Annotated in this window: 23 protein-coding genes; 12 read left to right on the top strand and 11 right to left on the bottom strand. The window is 71.5% G+C overall.

The features are described from left to right. Positions 1-43 precede the first annotated feature (43 nt). Positions 44-1,075 carry a 7-epi-alpha-eudesmol synthase gene (locus tag AB0I98_RS18080; protein WP_362942355.1) on the bottom strand — a complete coding sequence of 344 codons (1,032 nt, stop codon included), beginning with the start codon at positions 1,073-1,075 and terminating at the stop codon, positions 44-46. Positions 1,076-1,582: 507 nt separating this feature from the next. Here AB0I98_RS18080 and AB0I98_RS18075 point away from each other — a divergent pair. After that, positions 1,583-2,047 carry a pyridoxamine 5'-phosphate oxidase family protein gene (locus AB0I98_RS18075; RefSeq protein ID WP_362942352.1) on the top strand — a complete coding sequence of 155 codons (465 nt, stop codon included), beginning with the start codon at positions 1,583-1,585 and terminating at the stop codon, positions 2,045-2,047. A gap of 66 nt (positions 2,048-2,113) precedes the next feature. Next, the gene (locus AB0I98_RS18070) at positions 2,114-2,506 is read left to right on the top strand and encodes a VOC family protein (protein WP_362942349.1); all 393 of its coding nucleotides are present in this window, start codon (positions 2,114-2,116) and stop codon (positions 2,504-2,506) included. Between the two features lie 147 nt (positions 2,507-2,653). Here the strand turns inward: AB0I98_RS18070 and AB0I98_RS18065 are convergent, their stop codons facing one another. Both AB0I98_RS18065 and AB0I98_RS18060 read right to left on the bottom strand, forming a co-directional pair. Beyond that, positions 2,654-2,980 carry a DUF4235 domain-containing protein gene (locus tag AB0I98_RS18065; protein ID WP_362942346.1) on the bottom strand — a complete coding sequence of 109 codons (327 nt, stop codon included), beginning with the start codon at positions 2,978-2,980 and terminating at the stop codon, positions 2,654-2,656. A gap of 17 nt (positions 2,981-2,997) precedes the next feature. Next, entirely contained in the window at positions 2,998-4,014 is a 1,017-nt protein-coding gene (locus AB0I98_RS18060) for a glutathione S-transferase C-terminal domain-containing protein (protein ID WP_362942343.1), read from the bottom strand. A 93-nt stretch (positions 4,015-4,107) separates the two neighbouring features. Between AB0I98_RS18060 and AB0I98_RS18055 the strand changes: the two genes are divergently transcribed. Further along, complete coding sequence (locus AB0I98_RS18055) at positions 4,108-5,094, top strand: cation diffusion facilitator family transporter (protein ID WP_362942340.1); 987 nt, start codon at positions 4,108-4,110, stop codon at positions 5,092-5,094. A gap of 60 nt (positions 5,095-5,154) precedes the next feature. Here AB0I98_RS18055 and AB0I98_RS18050 read toward each other — a convergent pair whose 3' ends face one another. Beyond that, positions 5,155-5,604, bottom strand: a complete 450-nt coding sequence (locus AB0I98_RS18050) for a nitroreductase family deazaflavin-dependent oxidoreductase (RefSeq protein ID WP_362942337.1) — start codon at positions 5,602-5,604, stop codon at positions 5,155-5,157. A gap of 176 nt (positions 5,605-5,780) precedes the next feature. Here AB0I98_RS18050 and AB0I98_RS18045 point away from each other — a divergent pair, with 176 nt between their 5' ends. Further along, positions 5,781-6,215, top strand: coding sequence for a nuclear transport factor 2 family protein (locus AB0I98_RS18045; protein ID WP_362942334.1), 435 nt, complete (start codon positions 5,781-5,783; stop codon positions 6,213-6,215). A 12-nt stretch (positions 6,216-6,227) separates the two neighbouring features. Here the strand turns inward: AB0I98_RS18045 and AB0I98_RS18040 are convergent, their stop codons facing one another. Next, complete coding sequence (locus tag AB0I98_RS18040) at positions 6,228-6,860, bottom strand: LysE family transporter (RefSeq protein ID WP_362942595.1); 633 nt, start codon at positions 6,858-6,860, stop codon at positions 6,228-6,230. 299 nt (positions 6,861-7,159) lie between these two features. Here AB0I98_RS18040 and AB0I98_RS18035 point away from each other — a divergent pair, with 299 nt between their 5' ends. Together AB0I98_RS18035 and AB0I98_RS18030 are read left to right on the top strand one after the other, a co-directional pair. Beyond that, on the top strand, positions 7,160-8,347 hold the full coding sequence (locus AB0I98_RS18035; protein WP_362942331.1) for a cytochrome P450: 1,188 nt from the start codon (positions 7,160-7,162) through the stop codon (positions 8,345-8,347). Between the two features lie 12 nt (positions 8,348-8,359). Further along, positions 8,360-8,560 carry a ferredoxin gene (locus tag AB0I98_RS18030; protein WP_362942328.1) on the top strand — a complete coding sequence of 67 codons (201 nt, stop codon included), beginning with the start codon at positions 8,360-8,362 and terminating at the stop codon, positions 8,558-8,560. Positions 8,561-8,573: 13 nt separating this feature from the next. Here AB0I98_RS18030 and AB0I98_RS18025 read toward each other — a convergent pair whose 3' ends face one another. Beyond that, positions 8,574-9,128 carry a TetR/AcrR family transcriptional regulator gene (locus AB0I98_RS18025; RefSeq protein WP_362942325.1) on the bottom strand — a complete coding sequence of 185 codons (555 nt, stop codon included), beginning with the start codon at positions 9,126-9,128 and terminating at the stop codon, positions 8,574-8,576. 93 nt (positions 9,129-9,221) lie between these two features. Here AB0I98_RS18025 and AB0I98_RS18020 point away from each other — a divergent pair, with 93 nt between their 5' ends. Further along, positions 9,222-9,680 carry a nuclear transport factor 2 family protein gene (locus tag AB0I98_RS18020; protein ID WP_362942322.1) on the top strand — a complete coding sequence of 153 codons (459 nt, stop codon included), beginning with the start codon at positions 9,222-9,224 and terminating at the stop codon, positions 9,678-9,680. 9 nt (positions 9,681-9,689) lie between these two features. Then, the gene (locus tag AB0I98_RS18015; RefSeq protein ID WP_362942319.1) at positions 9,690-10,220 is read left to right on the top strand and encodes a flavoprotein; all 531 of its coding nucleotides are present in this window, start codon (positions 9,690-9,692) and stop codon (positions 10,218-10,220) included. A gap of 1 nt (position 10,221) precedes the next feature. On the opposite strand, the gene AB0I98_RS18010 is transcribed toward AB0I98_RS18015, so the two are convergent. After that, complete coding sequence (locus tag AB0I98_RS18010) at positions 10,222-11,061, bottom strand: hypothetical protein (protein ID WP_362942316.1); 840 nt, start codon at positions 11,059-11,061, stop codon at positions 10,222-10,224. Positions 11,062-11,183: 122 nt separating this feature from the next. After that, positions 11,184-11,933 carry an endo alpha-1,4 polygalactosaminidase gene (locus AB0I98_RS18005; protein ID WP_362942593.1) on the bottom strand — a complete coding sequence of 250 codons (750 nt, stop codon included), beginning with the start codon at positions 11,931-11,933 and terminating at the stop codon, positions 11,184-11,186. 216 nt (positions 11,934-12,149) lie between these two features. On the opposite strand from AB0I98_RS18005, the gene AB0I98_RS18000 reads away from it, so the two are divergent. Beyond that, complete coding sequence (locus AB0I98_RS18000; protein WP_362942313.1) at positions 12,150-13,118, top strand: aldo/keto reductase; 969 nt, start codon at positions 12,150-12,152, stop codon at positions 13,116-13,118. Positions 13,119-13,133: 15 nt separating this feature from the next. Here AB0I98_RS18000 and AB0I98_RS17995 read toward each other — a convergent pair whose 3' ends face one another. Then, the gene (locus tag AB0I98_RS17995; RefSeq protein ID WP_362942310.1) at positions 13,134-13,952 is read right to left on the bottom strand and encodes a phytanoyl-CoA dioxygenase family protein; all 819 of its coding nucleotides are present in this window, start codon (positions 13,950-13,952) and stop codon (positions 13,134-13,136) included. Between the two features lie 69 nt (positions 13,953-14,021). On the opposite strand from AB0I98_RS17995, the gene AB0I98_RS17990 reads away from it, so the two are divergent. Both AB0I98_RS17990 and AB0I98_RS17985 read left to right on the top strand, forming a co-directional pair. Beyond that, on the top strand, positions 14,022-14,927 hold the full coding sequence (locus AB0I98_RS17990; protein WP_362942307.1) for a helix-turn-helix domain-containing protein: 906 nt from the start codon (positions 14,022-14,024) through the stop codon (positions 14,925-14,927). Between the two features lie 241 nt (positions 14,928-15,168). Further along, a complete protein-coding gene (locus AB0I98_RS17985; protein WP_362942304.1) occupies positions 15,169-17,007 on the top strand; it encodes a ricin-type beta-trefoil lectin domain protein in 1,839 nt (612 codons plus the stop codon). 16 nt (positions 17,008-17,023) lie between these two features. Here AB0I98_RS17985 and AB0I98_RS17980 read toward each other — a convergent pair whose 3' ends face one another. After that, complete coding sequence (locus AB0I98_RS17980; protein WP_362942301.1) at positions 17,024-17,719, bottom strand: DUF4232 domain-containing protein; 696 nt, start codon at positions 17,717-17,719, stop codon at positions 17,024-17,026. Between the two features lie 110 nt (positions 17,720-17,829). Beyond that, positions 17,830-19,197, bottom strand: a complete 1,368-nt coding sequence (locus tag AB0I98_RS17975; protein WP_362942298.1) for a serine/threonine-protein kinase — start codon at positions 19,195-19,197, stop codon at positions 17,830-17,832. Positions 19,198-19,277: 80 nt separating this feature from the next. Between AB0I98_RS17975 and AB0I98_RS17970 the strand changes: the two genes are divergently transcribed. Next, positions 19,278-19,829 carry an RNA polymerase sigma factor gene (locus AB0I98_RS17970; RefSeq protein WP_362942295.1) on the top strand — a complete coding sequence of 184 codons (552 nt, stop codon included), beginning with the start codon at positions 19,278-19,280 and terminating at the stop codon, positions 19,827-19,829. Positions 19,830-19,899: the final 70 nt, after the last annotated feature.

The raw sequence follows: 19,899 nt of genomic DNA, 5'->3' as shown, positions 1-19,899 counted from the left end.
GCCGCGTGGGCGCGACCAGCCCCCACCGGCCCGCAGTGTCTGGTCACACGGCCAGCAGATCGTCCACCGACCCCCGCCCCGCCAACTCGGCCGCAGCGGCGGGCCCTTCCTTCGCAGCCGCATAACGGCCAGTGACCAGCGCCCACTCGTAATTGCCGTTGATCCAGTGCTGGATGGCCTCCACCCCCATCCGCACCCGCGCCCGCTCACCCTCATCGAGGCGCAACTCGTCGCACATCTCAGGGACACGCGCCTGAAGTTCGACGTACTCGTCGAGGCAGCCGGTCGTCATCCGATACGCCTCCTGGGCCGCCTCCTCCCATGAGCACCCCCGCTCCCGGTGCAGCACGGCGATCAGGTTGTGGCCGTCCCCACGGCGCCGCTCGCGCTCGAAGGAGTGGATGTCGTTCATGAACCCGATGGTGTCCGAGGCCAGATCCCGCATCCGCTCCATCACCGGATGCGCCATCGCCTGAGCGGGCACCTCGAAACCCCGGCTGCGCTCACCCGCGTCGATGCTGTGGTGGATGCCGACCGTACGGCGCCGGAACAGCGCGTACTCGTCGAGGTCCAGCGTGCTTTGCAGACCCCGGGCGGCCAGGTCGACCTCCTCGCAGTGCGCCACGAGGAACCGTCCCCAGGACGCGGCGAACCGGGTCCGCCAGGTCAGGGACATGCCATCCGAGAGGTGTTTCCAGACCTCCGCCCAGGCCAGGGTGATCGGGCAGACGACCCGGGGCCGGAAGCCCGCCGGCCGCAGCGGCGTGATGATGAGCTCGCGGGCGACCTCGGTTATTGGGTCGGCGCGGTCCGGCTGGTTCGCGTCGAACTGGTCGTCGAAGAGGAAGGCGAGGGAGAACCAGTTCATCAGGACGACCATGTCGCTCGCCGAGGCGTACGGATACGTGCGCGCGGCGGCCTGCGGCAGGTCCCAGGACTTGTACTCCTCGAACCCGGCCTGGCTGCGCACCAGACCCATGTCCCAGATCCAGCGGAGGTGACGTGCCCGGGCGTACTCGAGGTGCTCGCTGACGGGAGTCTCGAAGGGGAGGTCGAACCGGACGTCCTGAGGCATGCGCTTCCTTTCGGGGGTCGGCACGCAGAGCCCCCCGCCCCTGCGAGCGGGCGGTCGCCGCGACCGCCCGCGCACTCGAACTCGGCTTCGCGGTACGAAAGTTGAACCGGTAAGCGGTACGAGGCTGCCCCGAGCGTAAATGATCTATACCGTAACCGGACGGTGATCTGTGTTACTGCTCGCACTCACTGAGCTGCGTATACTCGCGCGCCTTCGACGTAAGTGAGAGATGCACGCCGAGACCGCGGTGTACGCGGTCAACGCCTCGGCGAGAGCGAGGCGTTCGGCGGGCAGGAAAACGGCGGTGTCCGCGCCCGGCGCTACCCGGTTCACCAGGAAGGGCATCGCCCGTGCGTCAACGCCTCCCGCTTCTCGACGAGTTCGGGGATCTGCTCGCCTCCGCATCGGCGGCCCGTTTGACGGAGGTCCGGGCGCGGCAGGGCTCGGCCCGGCCAGACTGAGCGCACGTCATCCCCGTACGACATTTCTTCAGGAGGCCGACCGACGATGAGCACACCGCCCGCACGCTCCGCCAAGCAGCGCCTGCAGGACACGCTTCACCGTCTGGAGAACGACGTCGACACGTGGGTCGCCACGGCCGACGGCGCCGGAGGCATCCCGTATCTCGTGCCGCTGTCCTACCTCTGGGACGGCACGACGGTCCTCCTCGCCACCCCGCCCACGAGCCCGACGGGCCGGAACCTGCGCGAGACGGGCAGAGCGCGGCTCGGGTTCGGGCCGACCCGGGACGTGGTGATCGTCGAGGGCACGGTGCAGCCGGTGGAGCCCGCTGACCTGCCCGAGGAGGAGGCCGACCGCTTCGCGGCCAGGACCGGCTTCGAGCCGCGCCGCCAGTCCACGCCCTACCTGTACTTCCGCGTCCACCCGCGGCGCGTGCAGGCCTGGCGGGAGGCCGACGAACTCGTCGGACGCGACCTGATGCGGGACGGGGAGTGGCTCGTGGCCGACTGAATCCGCGGAACGGGGTTAACCGGGACGTGCGGGGAACCGTACGTCCCCGACCCTTACGGAGGAGACATGGCACTGGTGGAAGCGGGCCTCGTGGTGCTCGACTGTGCCGAGCCCGAGAAGCTCGCCGTGTTCTACAAGGAACTCCTGGAGGCGGAGGAGACGCACGCGACCGCCAACCGGGTGGAGATCAAGGGCGCGGGCGGCACACGGCTGGCGTTCCGCCGCGATGTGAACGCCACGCCGCCGAGTTGGCCGCGTCCCGAGAACTCCCTCCAGGCCCACCTGGACTTCGTCGTGTCCGATCTCGACGAGGCCGAACGCAGGGTCGTCGGTCTCGGCGGGCGCCCGCTGGAGACCAAGGACGCCTCGGGCCCCTTCGAGGAACGCGGCTACGCCGACCCGGCCGGCCACTCCTTCACCCTGCGCTGCGTTCCGCCTCCGGCACCGAAGCAGAGCTAGGCGCTCCGCGGGAAGTGCCGGAACTGTCCGTCGTTCGTCTGCGGCGCCGTCGTGGCTGGTCGCGCCCACGCGGCGGAGCCGCAAATCGATACAGCCCCGCGCCCCTTTGGGGCGCTGCCGAGCCGCAGCGGACTTCGCCCGACCTGCTCAGGCCACCTCGGCCTTCTTGTCCGCCTTCTTGCTCGTGTCCCCGGCCGGCCACACCCCGGTTGAGCGTTCGACGGCCTTCGCGCCCGTGCGGTTCACGGCGCTGCGGACCACGGCGAAGATGGCGCCCTGGATGGCGGAGGCCAGCAGGATCTCGCCCCAGCCGCGCTCGCGGTCCAGGGGGTCGGGTGCGTCGTCCTCGTGCCGGATCGCCTTCCATGTCTTCTGGAAGGCGAGGCTTGCCAGCGCGCCGCCCGCCCAGCCGATCACGAACCCGAGGGGTTTGTAGGCGAGGGGGAGTTTGAGCTTCTGCTGCTTCTTGGCCACGTCTGCCTCCTGTGTGGTCAGGGCCGCCCCCGCGCCGGAACCTGCTCGGCCGTGGGCACCGGCCCGGGCGGTGTGCCCTCGCCGAACGGCCGGCCGCCCAGCCTCTCCCGGTGGTGCGGGGTCCGCCAGCCGGACAGGTCCGGTCCGAGGGGCACGATGCCCGTCGGGTTGATGCCGGTGTGCACCTGGTAGTAGTGCCGCTTGATGTGGTCGAAGTCGACGGTGTCACCGAAGCCGGGCGTCTGGTAGAGGTCACGGGCGTACGCCCACAGCACCGGACTCTCCGACAGCTTCCAGAGATTGCACTTGAAGTGGCCGTGATAGACGGCGTCGAAACGCACCAGCGTGGTGAACAGCCGGACGTCCGCCTCGGTGATCGTGTCGCCGACCAGATAGCGCCGCTCCTCCAGCCGCCGCGACAGCAGCTCCAGCCGCCGGAACAGGGCGGTGCAGGCCGCCTCGTAGGTCTCCTGGTCGGCGGCGAACCCGGCCCGGTACACACCGTTGTTGACGTCCTCGTAGACATCCGCCATGACCGTGTCGATCTCGTGGCGCAACGCCCGCGGGTACAGATCGGGCGCCCCGTCCCGGTGCAGAGCCGTCCACTGCGTGGCGAGGTCCAGGGTGAGCTGCTGGTAGTCGTTGGTGACCAGCTTCCCGCTGGGTACGTCCACGATCGCGGGCACGCTCACCCCGCCCGGGTAGCCGGTCTCGCGCCGATCGTACGCCTCACTGAGGAACCGGATGCCGAGGACCGGATCACGGCCGCCGGGGTCCAGGGTGAAGCGCCAGCTGCGGTCGTCCTGGATCGGGTCGGCGATGGCCAGCGACAGGGCGTCCTCCAGGCCCAGCAGCCGCCGGGAGATCACCGCCCGGCTCGCCCAGGGACAGGCACGGCTCGCCACCAGCCGGTAGCGGCCCGGCTCCACCGGCCAGCCGTCCCGGGCGTCTTCGGTGATCCGGTCCGTGAAGTGGGCCTTGGACCGCTTGAAGGGCTTCCTGCCGTAGGCGCGGTTTCCGTCGTCGCCGCTCATCACCCGGCTCCTCACTGCCGACTACCTCCCCGGTTTCCCCGATTTCCGCAGACGAGACGGTGTGAGCCGGACCGAGAAGGGCAGTCGGCGTAGGTGAGTGGGAAACCCTCGAACGCGTCGAAACCCGCCAAGCGGAAAGCCGACCGCAGAACTCGCGTCACCGTGCTGGTGGCGCTCGCCGCAAACCTGGTCATCGCGGTGGCCAAGGCGGTCGGCGGCCTCGCGGCGGGCTCGCCCGCGCTGCTGTCGGAGGCGGCGCACTCCGTGGCCGACAGCCTGAACGAGGTCTTCCTGCTCGCGGCGCTGCGCCGCAGCCGCCGCCCCGCCGACCGGCGCCACCCCTTCGGCTACGGCAAGGAGCGCTTCTTCTGGTCGCTGCTCGCGGCCGTCGGGATCTTTGTGATGGGCGGCTGCTTCTCCTTCTTCCAGGGCTTCGAGGCCCTCAGGAACGGCACCGAGGAGAAGCTCAGCGGCTATGTGGCGGGCCTGATCGTGCTGGGCGTCGCCTTCGCCGCCGAAGGCGTCTCGCTGGCGCGGGCGCTGTACCAGGCGCACCGTCAGGGCGGCCGGGACCGACTGCGCGACCCGGCGCTGCGCACGGTGATCGCCGAGGACGGCACGGCGGTGCTGGGCGTGAGCCTGGCCGCGGCCGGCATGCTGCTGCACCTGGCCACCGGGCAGGTCGTGTGGGAGGCGTCCGCGTCGTTCGCGATCGGCGCGCTGCTGGTGTACGTCGCCTACCGGCTGGGACGCGACGCGCGCGACCAGCTGATCGGGGAGGCCGCCGCCCCGGAGGCGGCCGAGCGGATCCGGGCCCTGCTGCGGGAGCAGCCCGAGATCGACAGCGTGGAGGCGCTGTACACGATGAAGGTCGGGCTCGACGCGACCCTGGTCGCCGCCCGCGTCGACCTGGTGCCGGGCATGGACAGCGAACGGGTCGAGGAGGTCGCCGTCCGCATCAAGCGCACCCTCGCCCGCAGCGTGCCCGAGGCGGGCGAGATCTTCCTCGACGTGACCGACCGGTCCGCCCAGGAGGCACGCGAAAGCCCCGCCGCGACGGGGGAGCGCGGCGGGGCCTGAGGCTCGGGTGCCCGGCGGACACGGGTTCATGCGTCACGCCGGGCAAGATTTTTCGCGCGGTCACCCGCCGTCGGCGGGCTCCAGCACGAACACGGGAATCTCCCGGTCGGTCTTCTTCTGGTAGTCGGCGTACGGCGGATATGCCGCCACCGCGCGCTCCCACCAATCGGCCTTCTCCGCGCCGGTCACCTCACGGGCCGTCATGTCCCGCTTGACCGGGCCGTCCTGGAGTTCCACATGGGGGTCGGACTTGACGTTGAAGTACCAGACGGGGTGCTTGGGAGCGCCGCCGAGTGAGGCGACGGCGGCATAACTTCCGTCGTGCTCCACCCGCATCAGCGGCGTCTTGCGGAGCTTCCCGCTCTTCGCGCCACGGGTCGTCAGCAGGATGACGGGCATTCCCGTGTCCATCAGGGTCGTTCCCTTGGTGCCGCCGGAGCTCTCGTACAGCTCCACCTGCTCGCGCACCCACTGCTCCGGGCTGGGCTCGTACTCACCCTCAAGAGGCATGGCATTCCGCTCCTCGGTCGGCCAACTCATGTGCAGCCCAGTCAACACCGGTCCGCACGCGTTTCATCCATACCCCGTGCCCTGAACCCGCCGCGTCCATTACTTCGCCGGTAATCGCCCCGGATCGGCCTCATCCGGCACAGTCGTGACCCACCCCGCCGGACGAGAGGCCCGCCATGACGAAGAGCACCGACACGACGACCCGCGCCGTGGTGGAGGAACTGCTGCTGCGGATCGGTCAGGGCGACGCGGAGCGCATCGCCGAGTTGTACGCCGAACGGTCCGACTGGAAGCTGAGCTGGCCCGAGGACGAGCACGGCCGCACCGCCACCCCGTGGATCCGACCCCGCTCCACGCGCGCCGACGCCGCCGCCCACTACCGGGAGCTCGCCGCACATCACGTCCCCGGTGAGGCCGCCACGGAGATCGAGCGCATCCTGGTGGACGGCGCCGACGCCGTGGTGCTCGGCGAGATCCGGCAGACCGCCAAAGCCACCGGGCGCCCGTATCGCGCCAGATTCGCCCTGCACCTCACCGTCGAGGACGGGCTGGTCGTCCGGCATCACGTGTACGAGGACAGTCTCGCCGTCGCCCGTGCCTTCGCGCCGTGACGCCTGTGGCCGTCACGCGGGGGTCGCCAGCATCCGTACGGCGAGCGCCAGCATCACCGCGCTCGACACAAGCGCCGTCGCCAGCCGGCCCCGCCGCCCGGTCAGTGCCCGGCCGAGCAGCGCGCCGCCCCCGGCGAGGAGCAACTGCCAGCTCGCGGACGCGAGGAAGGCGGCCAGCACGAACACCGCCTGATCGAGGGGCGGCACCGGGTCCGCCGTCCGGGTGCCGAGCACGAGGGCGGCGAAGTAGATGACGGTGGTGGGGTTGAGCAGCGTGATGCCGAGCAGCCCCAGATACGCCCGCGCGGGGCTCGGGGGAGGGGACGCCGACCGGGTGGTGAGCCGACGGCCCCGGTACCGGCGTACGGCCGTGACCGCGCCCCAGACCGCCAGCGCGATCAGCACCAGCACGGACGCCCAGCGCAGAGGCACCAGCGCCGGCTCCAGGGCGAGGGCGAGCGCGGAGCCCCCGACCATGGCCGCCAGCGCATAGATCCCGTCGGCCGTCGCGACGCCGAGCGCGGCGCAGGAGCCGATACGCAGCGAGGTACGGGCGGAGAGCGAAACCAGATAGGCCCCGACGGCGCCGACCGGCACGGCGATGCCGTAGCCCGCGACCAGCCCCGCGACGAGTGCGCCGGTCACGACGCGGGAAGCGTCGACCTCCGGGGGCAGCCGGGCTGCTGCTGGTACCGCACCGGACGAACGGCGGCGGTCGACGGCAGCAAGGAACGGGTCATAGACATGGCCGGATTCTGCGGGCGACGACCGCACCCCGACAAGCGAATTTCCCCGCGATGCCACGGCATGGCGCCGGGGATGACGGCGATCCCCGGCCATATCGCGCCGCCGGGTGATCTGGCCGAACTTGATGTGGCCGCAGTAGATGCCCAGGGCATCCAATGGCGGACGGAACGAGGCACTCCATCGTCTGCGAGGCCCCCATGACGCAAACGGAACCCGTCGCCTTCCCGCAGGACCGGACCTGCCCCTATCAGCCGCCCACCGCCTACGACCCGCTGCGCGCCGCCCGCCCCCTCGCCCGGATCACGCTCTACGACGGCCGCCCGGCCTGGCTGGTCACCGGCCACGCCCTCGCCCGCGACCTGCTCGCCGACCCCCGTCTGTCGACCGACCGCACCCACCCCGACTTCCCGGCGCCCACCGCCCGCTTCGCGGGGGTCCGTGACCGCAGGTCCGCACTGCTGGGCGTCGACGACCCCGAGCACCGCACCCAGCGGCGCATGGTGATCCCCGGATTCACCCTCAGGCGTGCCGCCGAACTCCGCCCGCGCATCCAGCAGATCGTGGACGAGCGGCTCGACGCGATGATCGCGCAGGGACCGCCCGCCGACCTGGTGACCGCCTTCGCGCTGCCCGTGCCCTCGATGGTGATCTGCGCCCTGCTCGGCGTCCCCTACGCCGACCACGACTTCTTCGAAGAACAGTCACGACGGCTGCTGCGCGGCCCGACGGCAGCCGACACACAGGACGCGCGCGCCCGACTGGAGGCGTACTTCGACGAGTTGATCGACCGCAAGCGGACCGAGCCCGGCGACGGCCTCGTCGACGACCTCGTCCACCTGGACGACGGGACACCGACCCGGCAGGAGCTCATCTCCCTGGCGGTCATCCTGCTCGTCGCGGGACACGAGACGACCGCCAACATGATCTCGCTCGGCACCTACACCCTCCTCCAACACCCCGAGCGCCTGGCCGAGTTGCGTGCCGATCCGGCTCTGCTCCCCACCGCGGTCGAGGAACTGCTGCGCCTGCTGTCGATCGCGGACGGGCTCCTGCGCCGCGCCACCGAGGACATAGAAGTGGACGGCACCAAGATCCGCGAAGGCGACGGCGTCCTCTTCTCGACCTCCGTCATCAACCGCGACGAATCCGTCTACGCCGATCCCGACACCCTGGACTGGCACCGCCCGGCCCGCCACCACGTCGCGTTCGGCTTCGGCATCCACCAGTGCCTGGGGCAGAACCTGGCCCGCGCCGAGCTGGAGATCGCCCTGCACGCCCTGCTCGACCGCCTGCCCGAGCTGCGTCTCGCCGCCCCGGCGGACGCCATCCCCTTCAAACCCGGCGACACGGTCCAGGGGATGCTGGAACTCCCCGTGACCTGGTAAGAGGCTCCCCTCATGCACATCGACATCGACACGGACGTCTGCATCGGCGCGGGCATGTGCGCCCTGACCGCCCCGGACGTCTTCACCCAGGACGACGACGGATTCAGCACCCTGCTGCCGGGCAAGGAGGACGGAGGCGGCGACCCCCTGGTGCGGGAGGCGGCCCGGGCCTGCCCGGTCAGCGCCATCACGGTGTCCGACACGGGGAGTTGAACCCGGCCCGCCGTCACTCGCAGGAGGCGAGCAACAGCCGTACCGCCTCCCGCGCCTGAGCCGCGGGCGCCGTGCTCCCGGTGATCCCCGCCGTGACCATGGCGCCCTCGGCCAGCAGATACACGGCCGAGGCGAACGCGGAGTCCCGCCCCGCGTCGGCCACCAGCTCCCCGACGTAGTCCCGGAACGCCTCCTTGTGCGCCCGGACCCGCTCGGCCACCCGGGTGGACGTCGCGCCCAGCTCGCCGTACGAGTTGATCCACGCGCAGCCGCGGAAACCGGGCTCGCCGAACCACCGCTCCAGCCAGTCGAAGACGGCGAGGATCCGCTGCTCGGGATCCTCGTGCCCTGCCACGAATGCGGCCAGCCGCCCGCGCCAGCGCGCGTCCCGGCGCTCCAGATACGCCTCGACCAGCTGCTCCTTCGCCGGGAAGAGCTGGTAGAGCCGCTTGAGTGAGACGCCCGACGCACCACGGATGTCGTCCATGCCGACGGACTGGATGCCGCGCCCGTAGAACAGCTCCTCCGCGGCGTCCAGTGCCTGCTCCCGGGCGGCTGCGCTGTCCATGAGACGACCACTCCTTGACGTGAGAACGAACGTTCTCCTACCGTAGCAGCCAGCTCGGAGAACGCACGTTCTCCACTTGATCGAGGAGGCCTCGTGACCGACCGTCCGCCCCTGCCGCCGTTCACCCGGGAGACCGCCGCACAGAAGGTCCAGGCGGCCGAGGACGCCTGGAACACCCGCGACCCGCAGCGGGTCTCGCTCGCCTACTCGCCGGACTCGGTCTGGCGCAACCGCGACACCTTCGTCACCGGCCGCGCGCAGATCATCGACCTCCTCACCGCCAAGTGGGAGCGCGAGCGGGACTACGCGCTGCGCAAGGACCTGTGGGCCTTCGACGGCGACCGCATCGCGGTCCGCTTCCAGTACGAGTGCCGGGACGCGGACGGCCAGTGGTGGCGCTCGTACGGCAACGAACTCTGGGAGTTCGACGCACACGGGCTGATGACCCGGCGGGAGGCCAGCATCAACGACGTACGGATCGAGGAACGGGACCGGCGCATCTTCGGCGCCCGGCCCGAAACCGAACGCGGGCGGTCCTTCCCGGTTGAGTAGGGTTCCCGGGTGACCGAACAGGACGGGAAGCCTTTCCTCTACGTCGTCGTCTGCGCGGCCGGGATCGCCGCGGAGGTCAGCAAGCTGATCACCGCCGCGCAGGAACGGGACTGGGAGGTCGGCGTCTTCGCGACCCCCGTCGCCATGAACGGCTTCTTCGACACCGCCGCGGTCGAGGCGCAGACCGGACGCCGGATCCGCTCCGCCTGGCGGACCCCGGGCGACCCCCGCCCCTTCCCACCGCCCGACGCCGTCGTGGTCGCGCCCGCCACCTTCAACACCGTCAACAAGTGGGCGGCGGGCCTCGCCGACACCCTCGCCGTGGCCACCCTGTGCGAGGCGTACGGCCTCGGCGTCCCGATCGCCGCCCTGCCCTGCGTGTCCGACGCGCTGGCCGCCCACCCCGCCTACCACGACAGCCTCATCCGGCTGCGCGGCATGGGCGTCCGCTTCGGCGAGCCCTACTCGGGTGAGGCGGACGAGGACGGCAGGCGGCCGGAGTTCCGCTGGGAGCACGCACTCGACCTCGTGGAGCGCTGACCTACCGGCAGCCGACCGCCGGCCCCACGAGCATGCCGCCGGTGTACACGGCCTGGCCCTGCGGCATCCAGTAGCCCAGCTTGGAGACGACGGTGGAGCACGTGTCCGGCACCGCGACACGCACGACGACCTTGGCCGGACGCCCGGGCTGAAGGTCGGTGAGCGCGCAGTCGAGGGCGTGCGGCTGACGGGTCGTCGACGGATGGCGGCCGACCAGCGGATTGACGCAGCGAGCATCGGGCGTGGTCAGCTCCACCCCTGACGCCTCCTCCCCGATGAGTCCGAAACGCGCGCTGCCGTCGCCGCGGTCACTGTCCCGCGAGACGGTGTACGTCAGCGTGGTCACCGAGCCGGACCGCAACGTGGTGCGGTCGACCCGGACGCTGTGCGTCGGCTCCGGCTTCGGCGCGGTGAGGGTGAGCGTGGCGCGGACGGTGCCGCGCAGGTCCACACCTGCGGGCGCGGACCGTACCCGGACGTCGGCCTCGATGTCGTAGGTCCCCGGGCCCGGGTAGGCGTGCGAACCGGGAAGCGGTCCGGACGCCACCGTCGCCCCGTCGCGGCGGGCCGTCCAGGTGCCCGAGGTGAGACAGGCGGAGCGGCGGCAGGTCGCGGGCGCCGAGACGGCCATCATCGGGGTGCCGCTGCCCGTGCACAGGCTGACGGAGGCCCGTTGTCCGCCCGGTCCGCGCAGGGTTCCCGCGGGCGCGCACAGGGTGGCCGGGGGATCGGCAGCCGGGGCCTGCTCCGGGATCGGCCGCCCCCATGCGGGCGAAACGGCGGCGAGCACCAGCACCGCCGCCCCGATCAGTGTCCTCAGCGTTGTCGGACGTGTTCGCACCCTGTGCCTCCCGCACGGCCCCGACCGGCCGGACGCCGGTCGTCTGCGCCGAGAATGCGGGAGCTTGCGGACCGCCCGACGGCTCCCACGCCGGGCGGTCACCTGCAGGCAGCAACGGGTGTTCAGCGCGTCCGGCGGACGTAGCCCTCGCTGCCCGGAGTCGACACCAGCACGTCCCGGCGCACGATGCTCAGCCGGTCGCCGAAGCCCGAAAGGGCCTTCCGCAGGCCGCTGTCGGTGTACTCGATGTCGACCACCCGGTCGTCGAAGGCCTCGGCGTACACCCCGCACTCGTCGTACTGACCGCACTCCTCCGCGACCGCGAAATCGAGCCCGGCCTTCTTCCGCTGCCCGGCCAGCTCCACGGTGTTCTTCTGGCCGATGGCGAGGTGCCGGGCATGGGCGTGCTGCGACAGGAGGGCGATGAAAGCGGTCGCGTCGTTCGCGGTGAGCAGGCCGTCCGAGCGGGTGTAGCTGTCGTAGTTGTCCGGCTCGACGGCGTCGAAGCCCTTCTCGGCGCAGCCGTCGATCCACTCGCCCACCCGCGCGGCGATCCGCTCGCGCTTGGCCGCGGTACCGATGTCGAGGAGCGCCTCGTCCCAGTCCTCGTCGACGACCACCTCGCCGTCCGCGTCGTGCAGCAGCAGGTCGGCGGGCCACAACCGGTCGGCGTCCGGCTGGGCCTGGAAGGCGTTGACGTAGCAGATGTTGTACAGGCCGGGCGCCGGGGACGCCGTACGGTCGCGGCCGACGATGCGGACGCCGGACGGGGGCTTGTAGGGGCCGCCGATCTGGTAGTCGAAGCCGGCGTTGCGTGGCGGGAGCCGCACCTTTGAGGACGTGGCCTCTTCTGAGGACCCACAGGCCGTCATGGCGAGGGAGAGGAGGCCCGCGACGGTGGCGAGAGCCGCGACGCGGGGGACAGCCATTCCGTTCTGCAGCACGCCGGTGATCAAATCGCCCGCGGGCCAGGGCCGTCAAGCGGGGATCACGCTGTCCGGAGGGGAACGGTGAGACAGGGGCGGGCGGGACGAACGACGTACGCTCCCCTCTGTAGCCAGCCACCCCCGAAGGCAGGAGCAGCAACGATGCAGTACGTGAAGCTCGGTTCGACGGGCCTGGACGTCTCGCGGATCTGTCTGGGCTGCATGACTTACGGCCTGCCGGACCGCGGCGTGCACGAGTGGACCCTCGACGAGGAGGCGTCGCGCCCGCTGATCCGGCAGGCGCTGGATGCCGGGATCAACTTCTTCGACACGGCGAACGTCTACTCCGACGGCACGAGCGAGGAGATCGTCGGCAAGGCGCTGCGGGACTTCGCCCAGCGCGACGAGATCGTGCTGGCGACGAAGGTCAACGGCCGGATGCGGCCCGGCGCCAACGGCGCCGGCCTCTCCCGCAAGGCGATCATGGCGGAGATCGACCACAGCCTCAGCCGCCTCGGCACCGACTACGTCGACCTCTACCAGATCCACCGCTTCGACCGGCACACGCCGGTCGAGGAGACGATGGAGGCGCTGCACGACCTGGTGAAGGCGGGCAAGGTCCGCTACATCGGGGCGAGTTCGATGTACGCCTGGCAGTTCTCGAAGATGCAGTACACGGCGGAGCAGCACGGCTGGACGAAGTTCGTGGCCATGCAGAACCACTACAATCTCCTCTACCGCGAGGAGGAGCGCGAGATGCTGCCCCTCTGCGCCGACCAGGGCGTCGGCGTACTGCCCTGGAGCCCCCTCGCCCGCGGCCGGCTCACCCGCGACTGGGGCACGGTCACCGAGCGCAGCGCCAACGACAACTTCGGCAGCCGCCTCTATCCCGAGAGCGACCGCACGGTGGTCGAGGCGGTGACGCGCATCGCGAACGACCGCGGCGTCCCGCGCGCCCAGGTAGCCCTCGCCTGGCTGCTCCACCAGGACACCGTGGCGGCACCGATCGTCGGCGCGGCCAAGCCGCAGCACATCGAGGACGCGGCGGCGGCAGTCGAACTCCGGCTCAGCGACAAGGAGATCGAGGAGTTGGAGCAGCCGTACGCTCCGCATCCGATCGTCGGTCACTGAAGCGCGGCCTACGGCCTAGTGCGGCCCGTGCGGTGCGAACTCCGTACCGCACGGCCCCGCCCCCTCACTCTCCGGCAGCCGCACCCGCTCCCCGCTCATCGTCAGCGTGCGGTAGTGCTGCCCGATGCGCTCGGCCGACCGGCCGACGTAGTGGGCGATGAAGGACCGCCGGAACCGATCGGCGGTGCGATTCGGCTGCGAGCCATGCACCAGGCTGCCGTTGAAGAACAGGACGTCCCCCGGCTCCATGTCGACGGGCACCGGTGACAGACCGAGCGGCGGCGGCACGTACTCCCGTGCGAAGGACAGCTCCTCGTCCGCCTCCTCGGGACAGAAGATGTCCATCCGGTGCGTGCCCGGCACGATCTCCAGCCCGCCGTTGTCCCGGTCGATCACATCGCAGGCGATCCACGCGGCCACGCAGGTGCCCGGCTCGACCCGCAGATAGAAGTTGTCCTGGTGCAGCGCCTGACCCCGGGCGCCCGGCGGCTTGAAGTAGAACATGCTCTGCGCGGCCAGCACCTCCTCGCCCAGCAGCACCTCCAGCACCTCACGCAGCCGGGCATCCAGCAGCACGCTCCGCGCCAGGTCGTTGATCACATGCGGGTGCATCACCCTCGGGTGGGTGAGCAGCGGGTCGGTGGACGGGCGCGGCTCGAAGTGCCCCGGCACCGGCCCGGCCGCGTGCAGCGCCGTGAACTGCGCGCACAACCGGTCGATCTCGTCGTGGCCGAACAGCTTCCGTACGACCGTGCAGCCGTCCTCCCGGAAGCGATTCAGGCCTGCCTCGGTCAGGATGGAAGCGCCGGCGGCGCCGATGTCCGTGGCTGTCATACGTCCACTCCTCGGTCGGATGTCCTCGGTACAACACGCTAGGCCGCAGGGTGCTTCAGGAGGATGCCCATGAGCGCTGACGGATTGCCCGGGACTGCTGCGCCCGGCGTCCCCGCACCGCCCCCGGGCCTGGTGGTGGTCGGCCGGTTCGACCAGCCCGAGGGCTACGCCGTCCAGCGCCCGCGCGGCGCCGACAGCTGGCTGTTCACCTGGACGACCGGCGGACGGGGACAGCTGCGCCAGGGGAGCGCGCGGGCACGGGCGGCGGCCGGGGACCTCGTCGTGCTCGCGCCGGGTGTCCGGCACGGCTACGGAGTCGAACCGGTCGCCGGGCACTGGGAGTTCTGGTGGGTGCACTGCCAGGCGCGTCCGTCCTGGCCGTCCTGGCTGCGGCCGTACGACACCGGGGACGGGATGTACGTCGTCACGCCCACGCCGACCGGGCTGCACGGCCGCCTCGGCGCCGCGTTCCGCCGGATGCTCGCCGACGCCCGCTGGACGGGCACCGGGACACCGCCGGCGACCGGGCCGGAGGACGACCGGGTGGCCGTGGCGCACGGCACCGCGGCCCGGGAGCTCGCCCTGTGCTCCCTGGAGGAAATCGTGCTGCTCACGGCGGCCACCGCACGGACGTCGCCACGGCCCGGCGTGGACCCGAGGGTGCGCAGAGCGCAGGAGCTGATCGATGCCGACCCCGGGGCCCCTCACACCGTCCGCTCGCTCGCCGAGCGGGTCGCGCTGTCGCCCTCCCGCTTCGCGCACCTGTTCACGCGGACGCTCGGGCAGTCGCCGATGCGGGCGCTGCGCGAGGCACGGCTGCGGCATGCCGCGCGGCTGCTGGAGAGTACCGATCTGACCGTGGAGCGGGTGGCCGCGGCTTCGGGCTTCGCGAGCCCGTTCCATTTCAATCGGGTGTTCCGGGAGCGGTACGGGGTGCCGCCCGGAGCGTACCGGGGCGGGCCCGCGGCCGGGTGAATGAAGGCCGCCATTTCCATGTCGGTACGGCGTCAGCCGGAAATGGATCCCAATAGCACCCTGGATTGACGTTCTGTCAAGTCTCCGTCAAGGCAAGGTAATCCACAAATCAACGAGATCTCTTGTTCCGCTTCGCTGAGCTGTGCAAAGGTGAGCCCTGTCGGCGTGCAGTCAGAACATGCAGCCCACATACCCCTTGGTATGGACTTTACGCCGGATGCCCTTGAGAGGAAATGCAGCCTTGAAAGACGCTGGCCTGCCGAATTCCCCCACGTCCGCGCCCCTGTTCGAGGTGACGGACGAACAACTCAGCACCGAGCTGAGGAAATGGACGGGAACGGCGCCCGCGCTGCACCCCGTCGGTGAACTCCTCGACCGGCACTGGGAAGCGGCCTTCGCCTACGCGCGACTCTGCACCGACGGTCCGCGGGCCGCGGGCATGCTCACCACGGCGGCCTTCACGAGGCTCTTCGGCGAGTCCCTGCGACAGACCGGGCCGACGGCCGCGTGGCGGCCCCATCTGCTCGTCACGGTGCGCCGGATCGCCGCCGAGTGGGACGGCGACCGCAGACGCGAACAGCTCCACCCCGAGCTGAGAGCCGAGGCCGGGGGCGGCGGCCGTGTCGCGGCCCGCCTGCTGCCGCCGGAGGACCGGCGCCTGATCTCCGGGGCCTTCCAGCGGCTGACCCAATCGGCCCGCTGCCTGCTCTGGCACGTCGAGGTGGAGGGCGAGCCCCTTCGGACACCGGCCGCACTGCTCGGCCTCGACGAAGAGGACGCGACCGTCGAACTGCAGCGCGCCCGGGAGCGGTTGCGCGAGGAGTGCCTCCAGGTGCACCGCGAACTCGCCCCCGAGCAGGAGTGCCGGCGCTTCCAGCGGATGCTCGACGTCACCTACCGGCGCGGCGGAGTCGACGTCGACCCCGATCTGCGCACGCACCTGGACGGCTGCAAGCACTGCCGCTACACCGCCTGCCAGCTCGACCACTTCAACGGCGGGCTCGGCAAGGCACTCGCCGAAGGGGTCCTCGGCTGGGGCGCGCGGGCCTACCGCGAGTACTGGGCGGAGGCGCCCGAGGCAGTCGAAGAGGTGTCCCTCGGGGAGGAGCCCCCGGCACAACCGCCTTTCGCGGGCGAGGAGTTCGCACCCGCGATGCCTTCCCATCGCCCGCCCTCCCCTCGCTCGGCCCACAAGGCCGCCCGCCGCGCCGCCCGCCGCCGTAACGTCACCATGGCCGTCGCGATCGTGGGCGGCCTGATCGTCCTCCCCCTCGTCCTGTGGTCCGCGTTCGGCTCCGGGGACGACACCACCCCGTCCGAGGGCGACCGCTCCTCCGACGCGCCCGTTACGGGCACCACGCCCGGCAACCCCTCCTGGGTCGGGTCGGGCGAGGCGGCGGACGGCGCCCTGAGCGGCCGGCTGCACAACGTCGACTCCGGTCTCTGTATCGGCATCGAGGGCAAGAAGGCCGTCGACGGCGCGGAGGCCGAGGTCACCAAGTGCTCCGCCGCGGCCGGCCAGCAGTGGACGTACGAGACCGACGGCCTGCTGCGCAACGTCGCCGACCCCGACCTCTGCCTCGACTCCCACCTCGGCTACTCGATCCGGCTCGCCCCCTGCACCGGGACGTCCCAGCCGGACACGAAGAACGTCCGCTACGACTTCACCCTCCAGGGCAGCCTGGTCCCCCGCTGGAACCAGGACCTCGCTCTGACCTCCGCCGAGGACGGGGCCGGTGCGCTGGTCCTCAAGAACCGCGACGACAGCACGGCCCAGCGCTGGGTGATCGACACCGCCAAGACCGACCTCCAGATGGAGGTCGTCAACTGGGAGGCGGCCGCAGTCACCTCGAAGCCGCCCGCCTTGCCGACGCCTTCGAAGACGCCCACACCCACGCCCACCGCTTCTCCCGAGCCGACGCCCACCGCGACCCCGTCGACCGCACAGCCGACGCCGACCTCGAATCCATCCTGCTACGGGTACTACTGCTCCTGGAACGGCCAGTACGGCTGGTACGGATACGGGCAGGGGTACGGCTACGGGTACGGCGGCCACGGGTACGACGGCTGGGGTCGCTGAGCGGCACGGCGGAGGGTCAGGCGCCGGTGCCGGGGCTGAAGACCGACAGCCACACCGAGGACTCGTTGCCGCCCACCGGAACCTCACCGGCCGTCCACGCCACCTTGAGCGGGTCCCGCTCGTCGGGCGGCGTCACGAGCAGGGCGTCGGGTGTGGCTGTACGGGCCCCGCTGATCTCGGGGCTGGAGTACGACAGCCCGGCCCAGGCGCTGCTGCCGGGCGCCAGCGTGACAGTGGTGGGAGAGCCCTCGGAGCGCTTCGGGTCCGGGCCCAACTGCTTGCCGGAGGCGTCGACGAAGGCGGCGCCCGGGTAGCCGCGCACCGTGCAGGTGCCGGACGAGGTGTTCGTCAGCACGATCGGGTAGTTCCGCTGCCCGGCCCCCGGGTTGACGCGCCCGACGGACGCACGCAGCTCGGAGGTGTGGCACCGGGTGCTCGTGGCGGGCCGGGTCTGCTCGGCGGGGGCGGACGAGGAGGGCGTCCCAGGTGTTTCGGGTACTTCAGGCGTGGCGCTCGGCTGTGTGGTCGTGGGGGAGACCGAAGCGGGGGTGCTGGTGCCGGTCGCGGGACCTGCCGTGCCGGGCAGCGTCTCCGGAGTGCTCGCGGTGTTGCTGCTGTCGCTGCCGTTGCCGCAGCCGGTCAGCAGTCCCAGCACGGCGACGGCGCTCGCCAGCAGGGTCGCCCGGCGTACGGACCGGTGGGTGTTCGCCATGGTTCTCAACGCTCCTGAGGTGTCCCGCACCCGTCATGACGCGTGCGTACGGCGCCTTGTGCCCCGTCACTCATGTCCGATGCGCGCGGAGCGGGAAAAGTTCGCGCCTTTCATCCCTTCGCTCCTACCGAGTCCAGGATGCGCTCCGACTGGGAGGGATCGCCGTTCTGGCGGATCTGCACATACACCTGAGGCTGCGTGTCGCCGCCTGCCGGAGCGAGCCCGGCCTCCGTGACCGACCCTCCGCCGCCCGGGCAGTCGGTCCAGGTGCGGACCCGCCCGTGCCACCGCTCTCCGGTGTAGGAACGGCCGCCGTCGTAGTGGCATCCGGCGTGGGCGAGGGCGTTCACCCGCCCGGTGACGTCGCCGTGTTCACTCAGGCCGACGAACACGCCGTTCACGTCCGACGTCAGGTCCTGCCACTTGGCCAGATCGTCCGCGACGGCGAACCCCGGCTCGCGTCCCGGACGCAGGCCGATCGACGCGGGATCCCACCCCGAGTCGCGTACCTGCCGGCCCCACTCGCCGGGCACTTCGACCGTCACCCGGCCGGTGGAGTCCTCGACGCGGATGCCGGGGGCCGGGGACTCACGGGTCACCAGCGCCAGGGTCACACCGACAGCCGCCGCTAGCAGCAGCGCGGAGGCGGCCAGCACGATGGCCCTGCGGGGCCGCCGGGGGCGTGGCGCCCGGGACGCCAGCCGCTCGAGCTCCTCGGCGAAGGCCTGGGCCGTGGGCCAGCGGCGCCCGCGGTCCGGTTCCAGTGCGTGCAGGAGGGCCTGCTGCACGCCGGGGTCGAGGCCGGGGCGCAGCCGCCCGGGCGGTACGACGTGTCCGGGCTCGCCGGGCACGGCGCCGGTGACGAGGTGGTAGCCGACCGCACCCAGGCTGTACACGTCGGCCCGCTCGTCGATACCCGCGCCGGGCCCGGCCTGCTCGGGCGGCCGGTATCCCGCCGAACCCGCCGCGAGGGTGAGACCGGATGCCTCCGCCAGGCTCTTGGCCAGCCCGAGGTCGGCCAGCAGCACCCGGGCGGCGCCGCCGGGGGAGGTGCGCAGCAGCACGTTGGACGGCTTGATGTCCCGGTGCACGATCCCCGCCGCGTGCAGCGCCGCGGCGCCCCGGGCGGCCGATGCCGTCAGCCGCAGCGCCTCCGGCACGGGGAGCGGACCCTCGGTGAGCAGGTCGGTGAGGGTGCCGCCGTCGGCGTACTCCATCACGAAGTACGGCCTGCCGTCGGACAGTTCGCCGATGTCGTAGACCTGGACGACCCGGTCGGAGCCGGCCCGGCGCAGCATCCGCGCCTCGGACAGGAAGCGCTCGCGGACGTCCAGCCGGTGCGCCCAGTTGTCGGCGAGCACCTTGACGGCCACGAGGGCGTCGAGCTCGTCGTCGTGGGCGAGCCAGACGGTGCCGAACGCCCCGGTACCCAGGCGGCGTTCGAGGCGGTAGCGCCCGATCCGCTCGACGGAGTGCATACGACTATCATGCCTGGCCTCAGATCCACACCGAGGACCCGTGCCGAGGATCTGCTGACGCGAGACCGAGGGGAGCCCCCGTGTCCGACGCCGCGCCCACCGAGGACCTGGCCCGGCGCGCGGCCGCGGGCGACGGCGCCGCCCTGGACGATCTGCTGCACGCGATCCGGCCCGAGGTCGTCCGGCGCTGCGGGCGGTTCCTGCCCAACCGGGAGGACGCCGAGGAGGCCGCGCAGGACGTGCTGCTCCAGGTCGCCCGGAAGATCACCGGGTTCGAGGGCCGCAGCCGCTTCAGCACCTGGCTCTACACCGTCGTCGCCAACTGCGCCCGCCAGAAATACCGCGAACTCAAGCGAAGGGCCGCCGAACAGCCCGCCCCGATCGACGACGCACAGTACGTCGACCCGCGCACGACGAGTGTCATCGCCGGCTCCCGCGTCGACCTGCTGGAGGCGCTGGACCGGCTCGAGCGTGAACACCCCCATCTGGTCGCGCCGTTGGTGTACCGCGACATCTGCCAGCTGGACTACGCCGAGGCCGCCGAACGCGCCGGCGTCCCACTGGGCACCCTGAAGTCCCGCCTGCACGAGGCCCGCAAGCAGGTCCGACCGTGGTTGGCCGACACGCCCTGAGGGATGGCGCCCCAAAGGGGCGCGGGGAACTGCGCGACCAGCCACGACGCCGCCGCAGACGAACGACGGC

Origin of the sequence: Streptomyces sp. NPDC050211 (genome assembly GCF_040656035.1) — a bacterium.
GTDB lineage: Bacteria > Actinomycetota > Actinomycetes > Streptomycetales > Streptomycetaceae > Streptomyces.
Note: the sequence above shows the minus strand (reverse complement) of the source record. Positions and strands in the feature narration are given on the sequence as shown.

Bases quoted from the DNA above. Each gene is read 5' to 3' on its own strand.
- AB0I98_RS18030 (WP_362942328.1), top strand. From the start codon at position 8,360: ATGCACATCGACATCGACACGGACGTCTGCATCGGCGCGGGCATGTGC.
- AB0I98_RS17995 (WP_362942310.1), bottom strand. From the start codon at position 13,952: ATGACAGCCACGGACATCGGCGCCGCCGGCGCTTCCATCCTGACCGAG.
- AB0I98_RS17980 (WP_362942301.1), bottom strand. From the start codon at position 17,719: ATGGCGAACACCCACCGGTCCGTACGCCGGGCGACCCTGCTGGCGAGC.
- AB0I98_RS18080 (WP_362942355.1), bottom strand. From the start codon at position 1,075: ATGCCTCAGGACGTCCGGTTCGACCTCCCCTTCGAGACTCCCGTCAGC.
- AB0I98_RS18050 (WP_362942337.1), bottom strand. From the start codon at position 5,604: ATGCCTCTTGAGGGTGAGTACGAGCCCAGCCCGGAGCAGTGGGTGCGC.
- AB0I98_RS18025 (WP_362942325.1), bottom strand. From the start codon at position 9,128: ATGGACAGCGCAGCCGCCCGGGAGCAGGCACTGGACGCCGCGGAGGAG.
- AB0I98_RS18045 (WP_362942334.1), top strand. From the start codon at position 5,781: ATGACGAAGAGCACCGACACGACGACCCGCGCCGTGGTGGAGGAACTG.
- AB0I98_RS18005 (WP_362942593.1), bottom strand. From the start codon at position 11,933: ATGACGGCCTGTGGGTCCTCAGAAGAGGCCACGTCCTCAAAGGTGCGG.
- AB0I98_RS17990 (WP_362942307.1), top strand. From the start codon at position 14,022: ATGAGCGCTGACGGATTGCCCGGGACTGCTGCGCCCGGCGTCCCCGCA.
- AB0I98_RS17975 (WP_362942298.1), bottom strand. From the start codon at position 19,197: ATGCACTCCGTCGAGCGGATCGGGCGCTACCGCCTCGAACGCCGCCTG.
- AB0I98_RS18000 (WP_362942313.1), top strand. From the start codon at position 12,150: ATGCAGTACGTGAAGCTCGGTTCGACGGGCCTGGACGTCTCGCGGATC.
- AB0I98_RS18075 (WP_362942352.1), top strand. From the start codon at position 1,583: ATGAGCACACCGCCCGCACGCTCCGCCAAGCAGCGCCTGCAGGACACG.
- AB0I98_RS18035 (WP_362942331.1), top strand. From the start codon at position 7,160: ATGACGCAAACGGAACCCGTCGCCTTCCCGCAGGACCGGACCTGCCCC.
- AB0I98_RS18060 (WP_362942343.1), bottom strand. From the start codon at position 4,014: ATGAGCGGCGACGACGGAAACCGCGCCTACGGCAGGAAGCCCTTCAAG.
- AB0I98_RS18070 (WP_362942349.1), top strand. From the start codon at position 2,114: ATGGCACTGGTGGAAGCGGGCCTCGTGGTGCTCGACTGTGCCGAGCCC.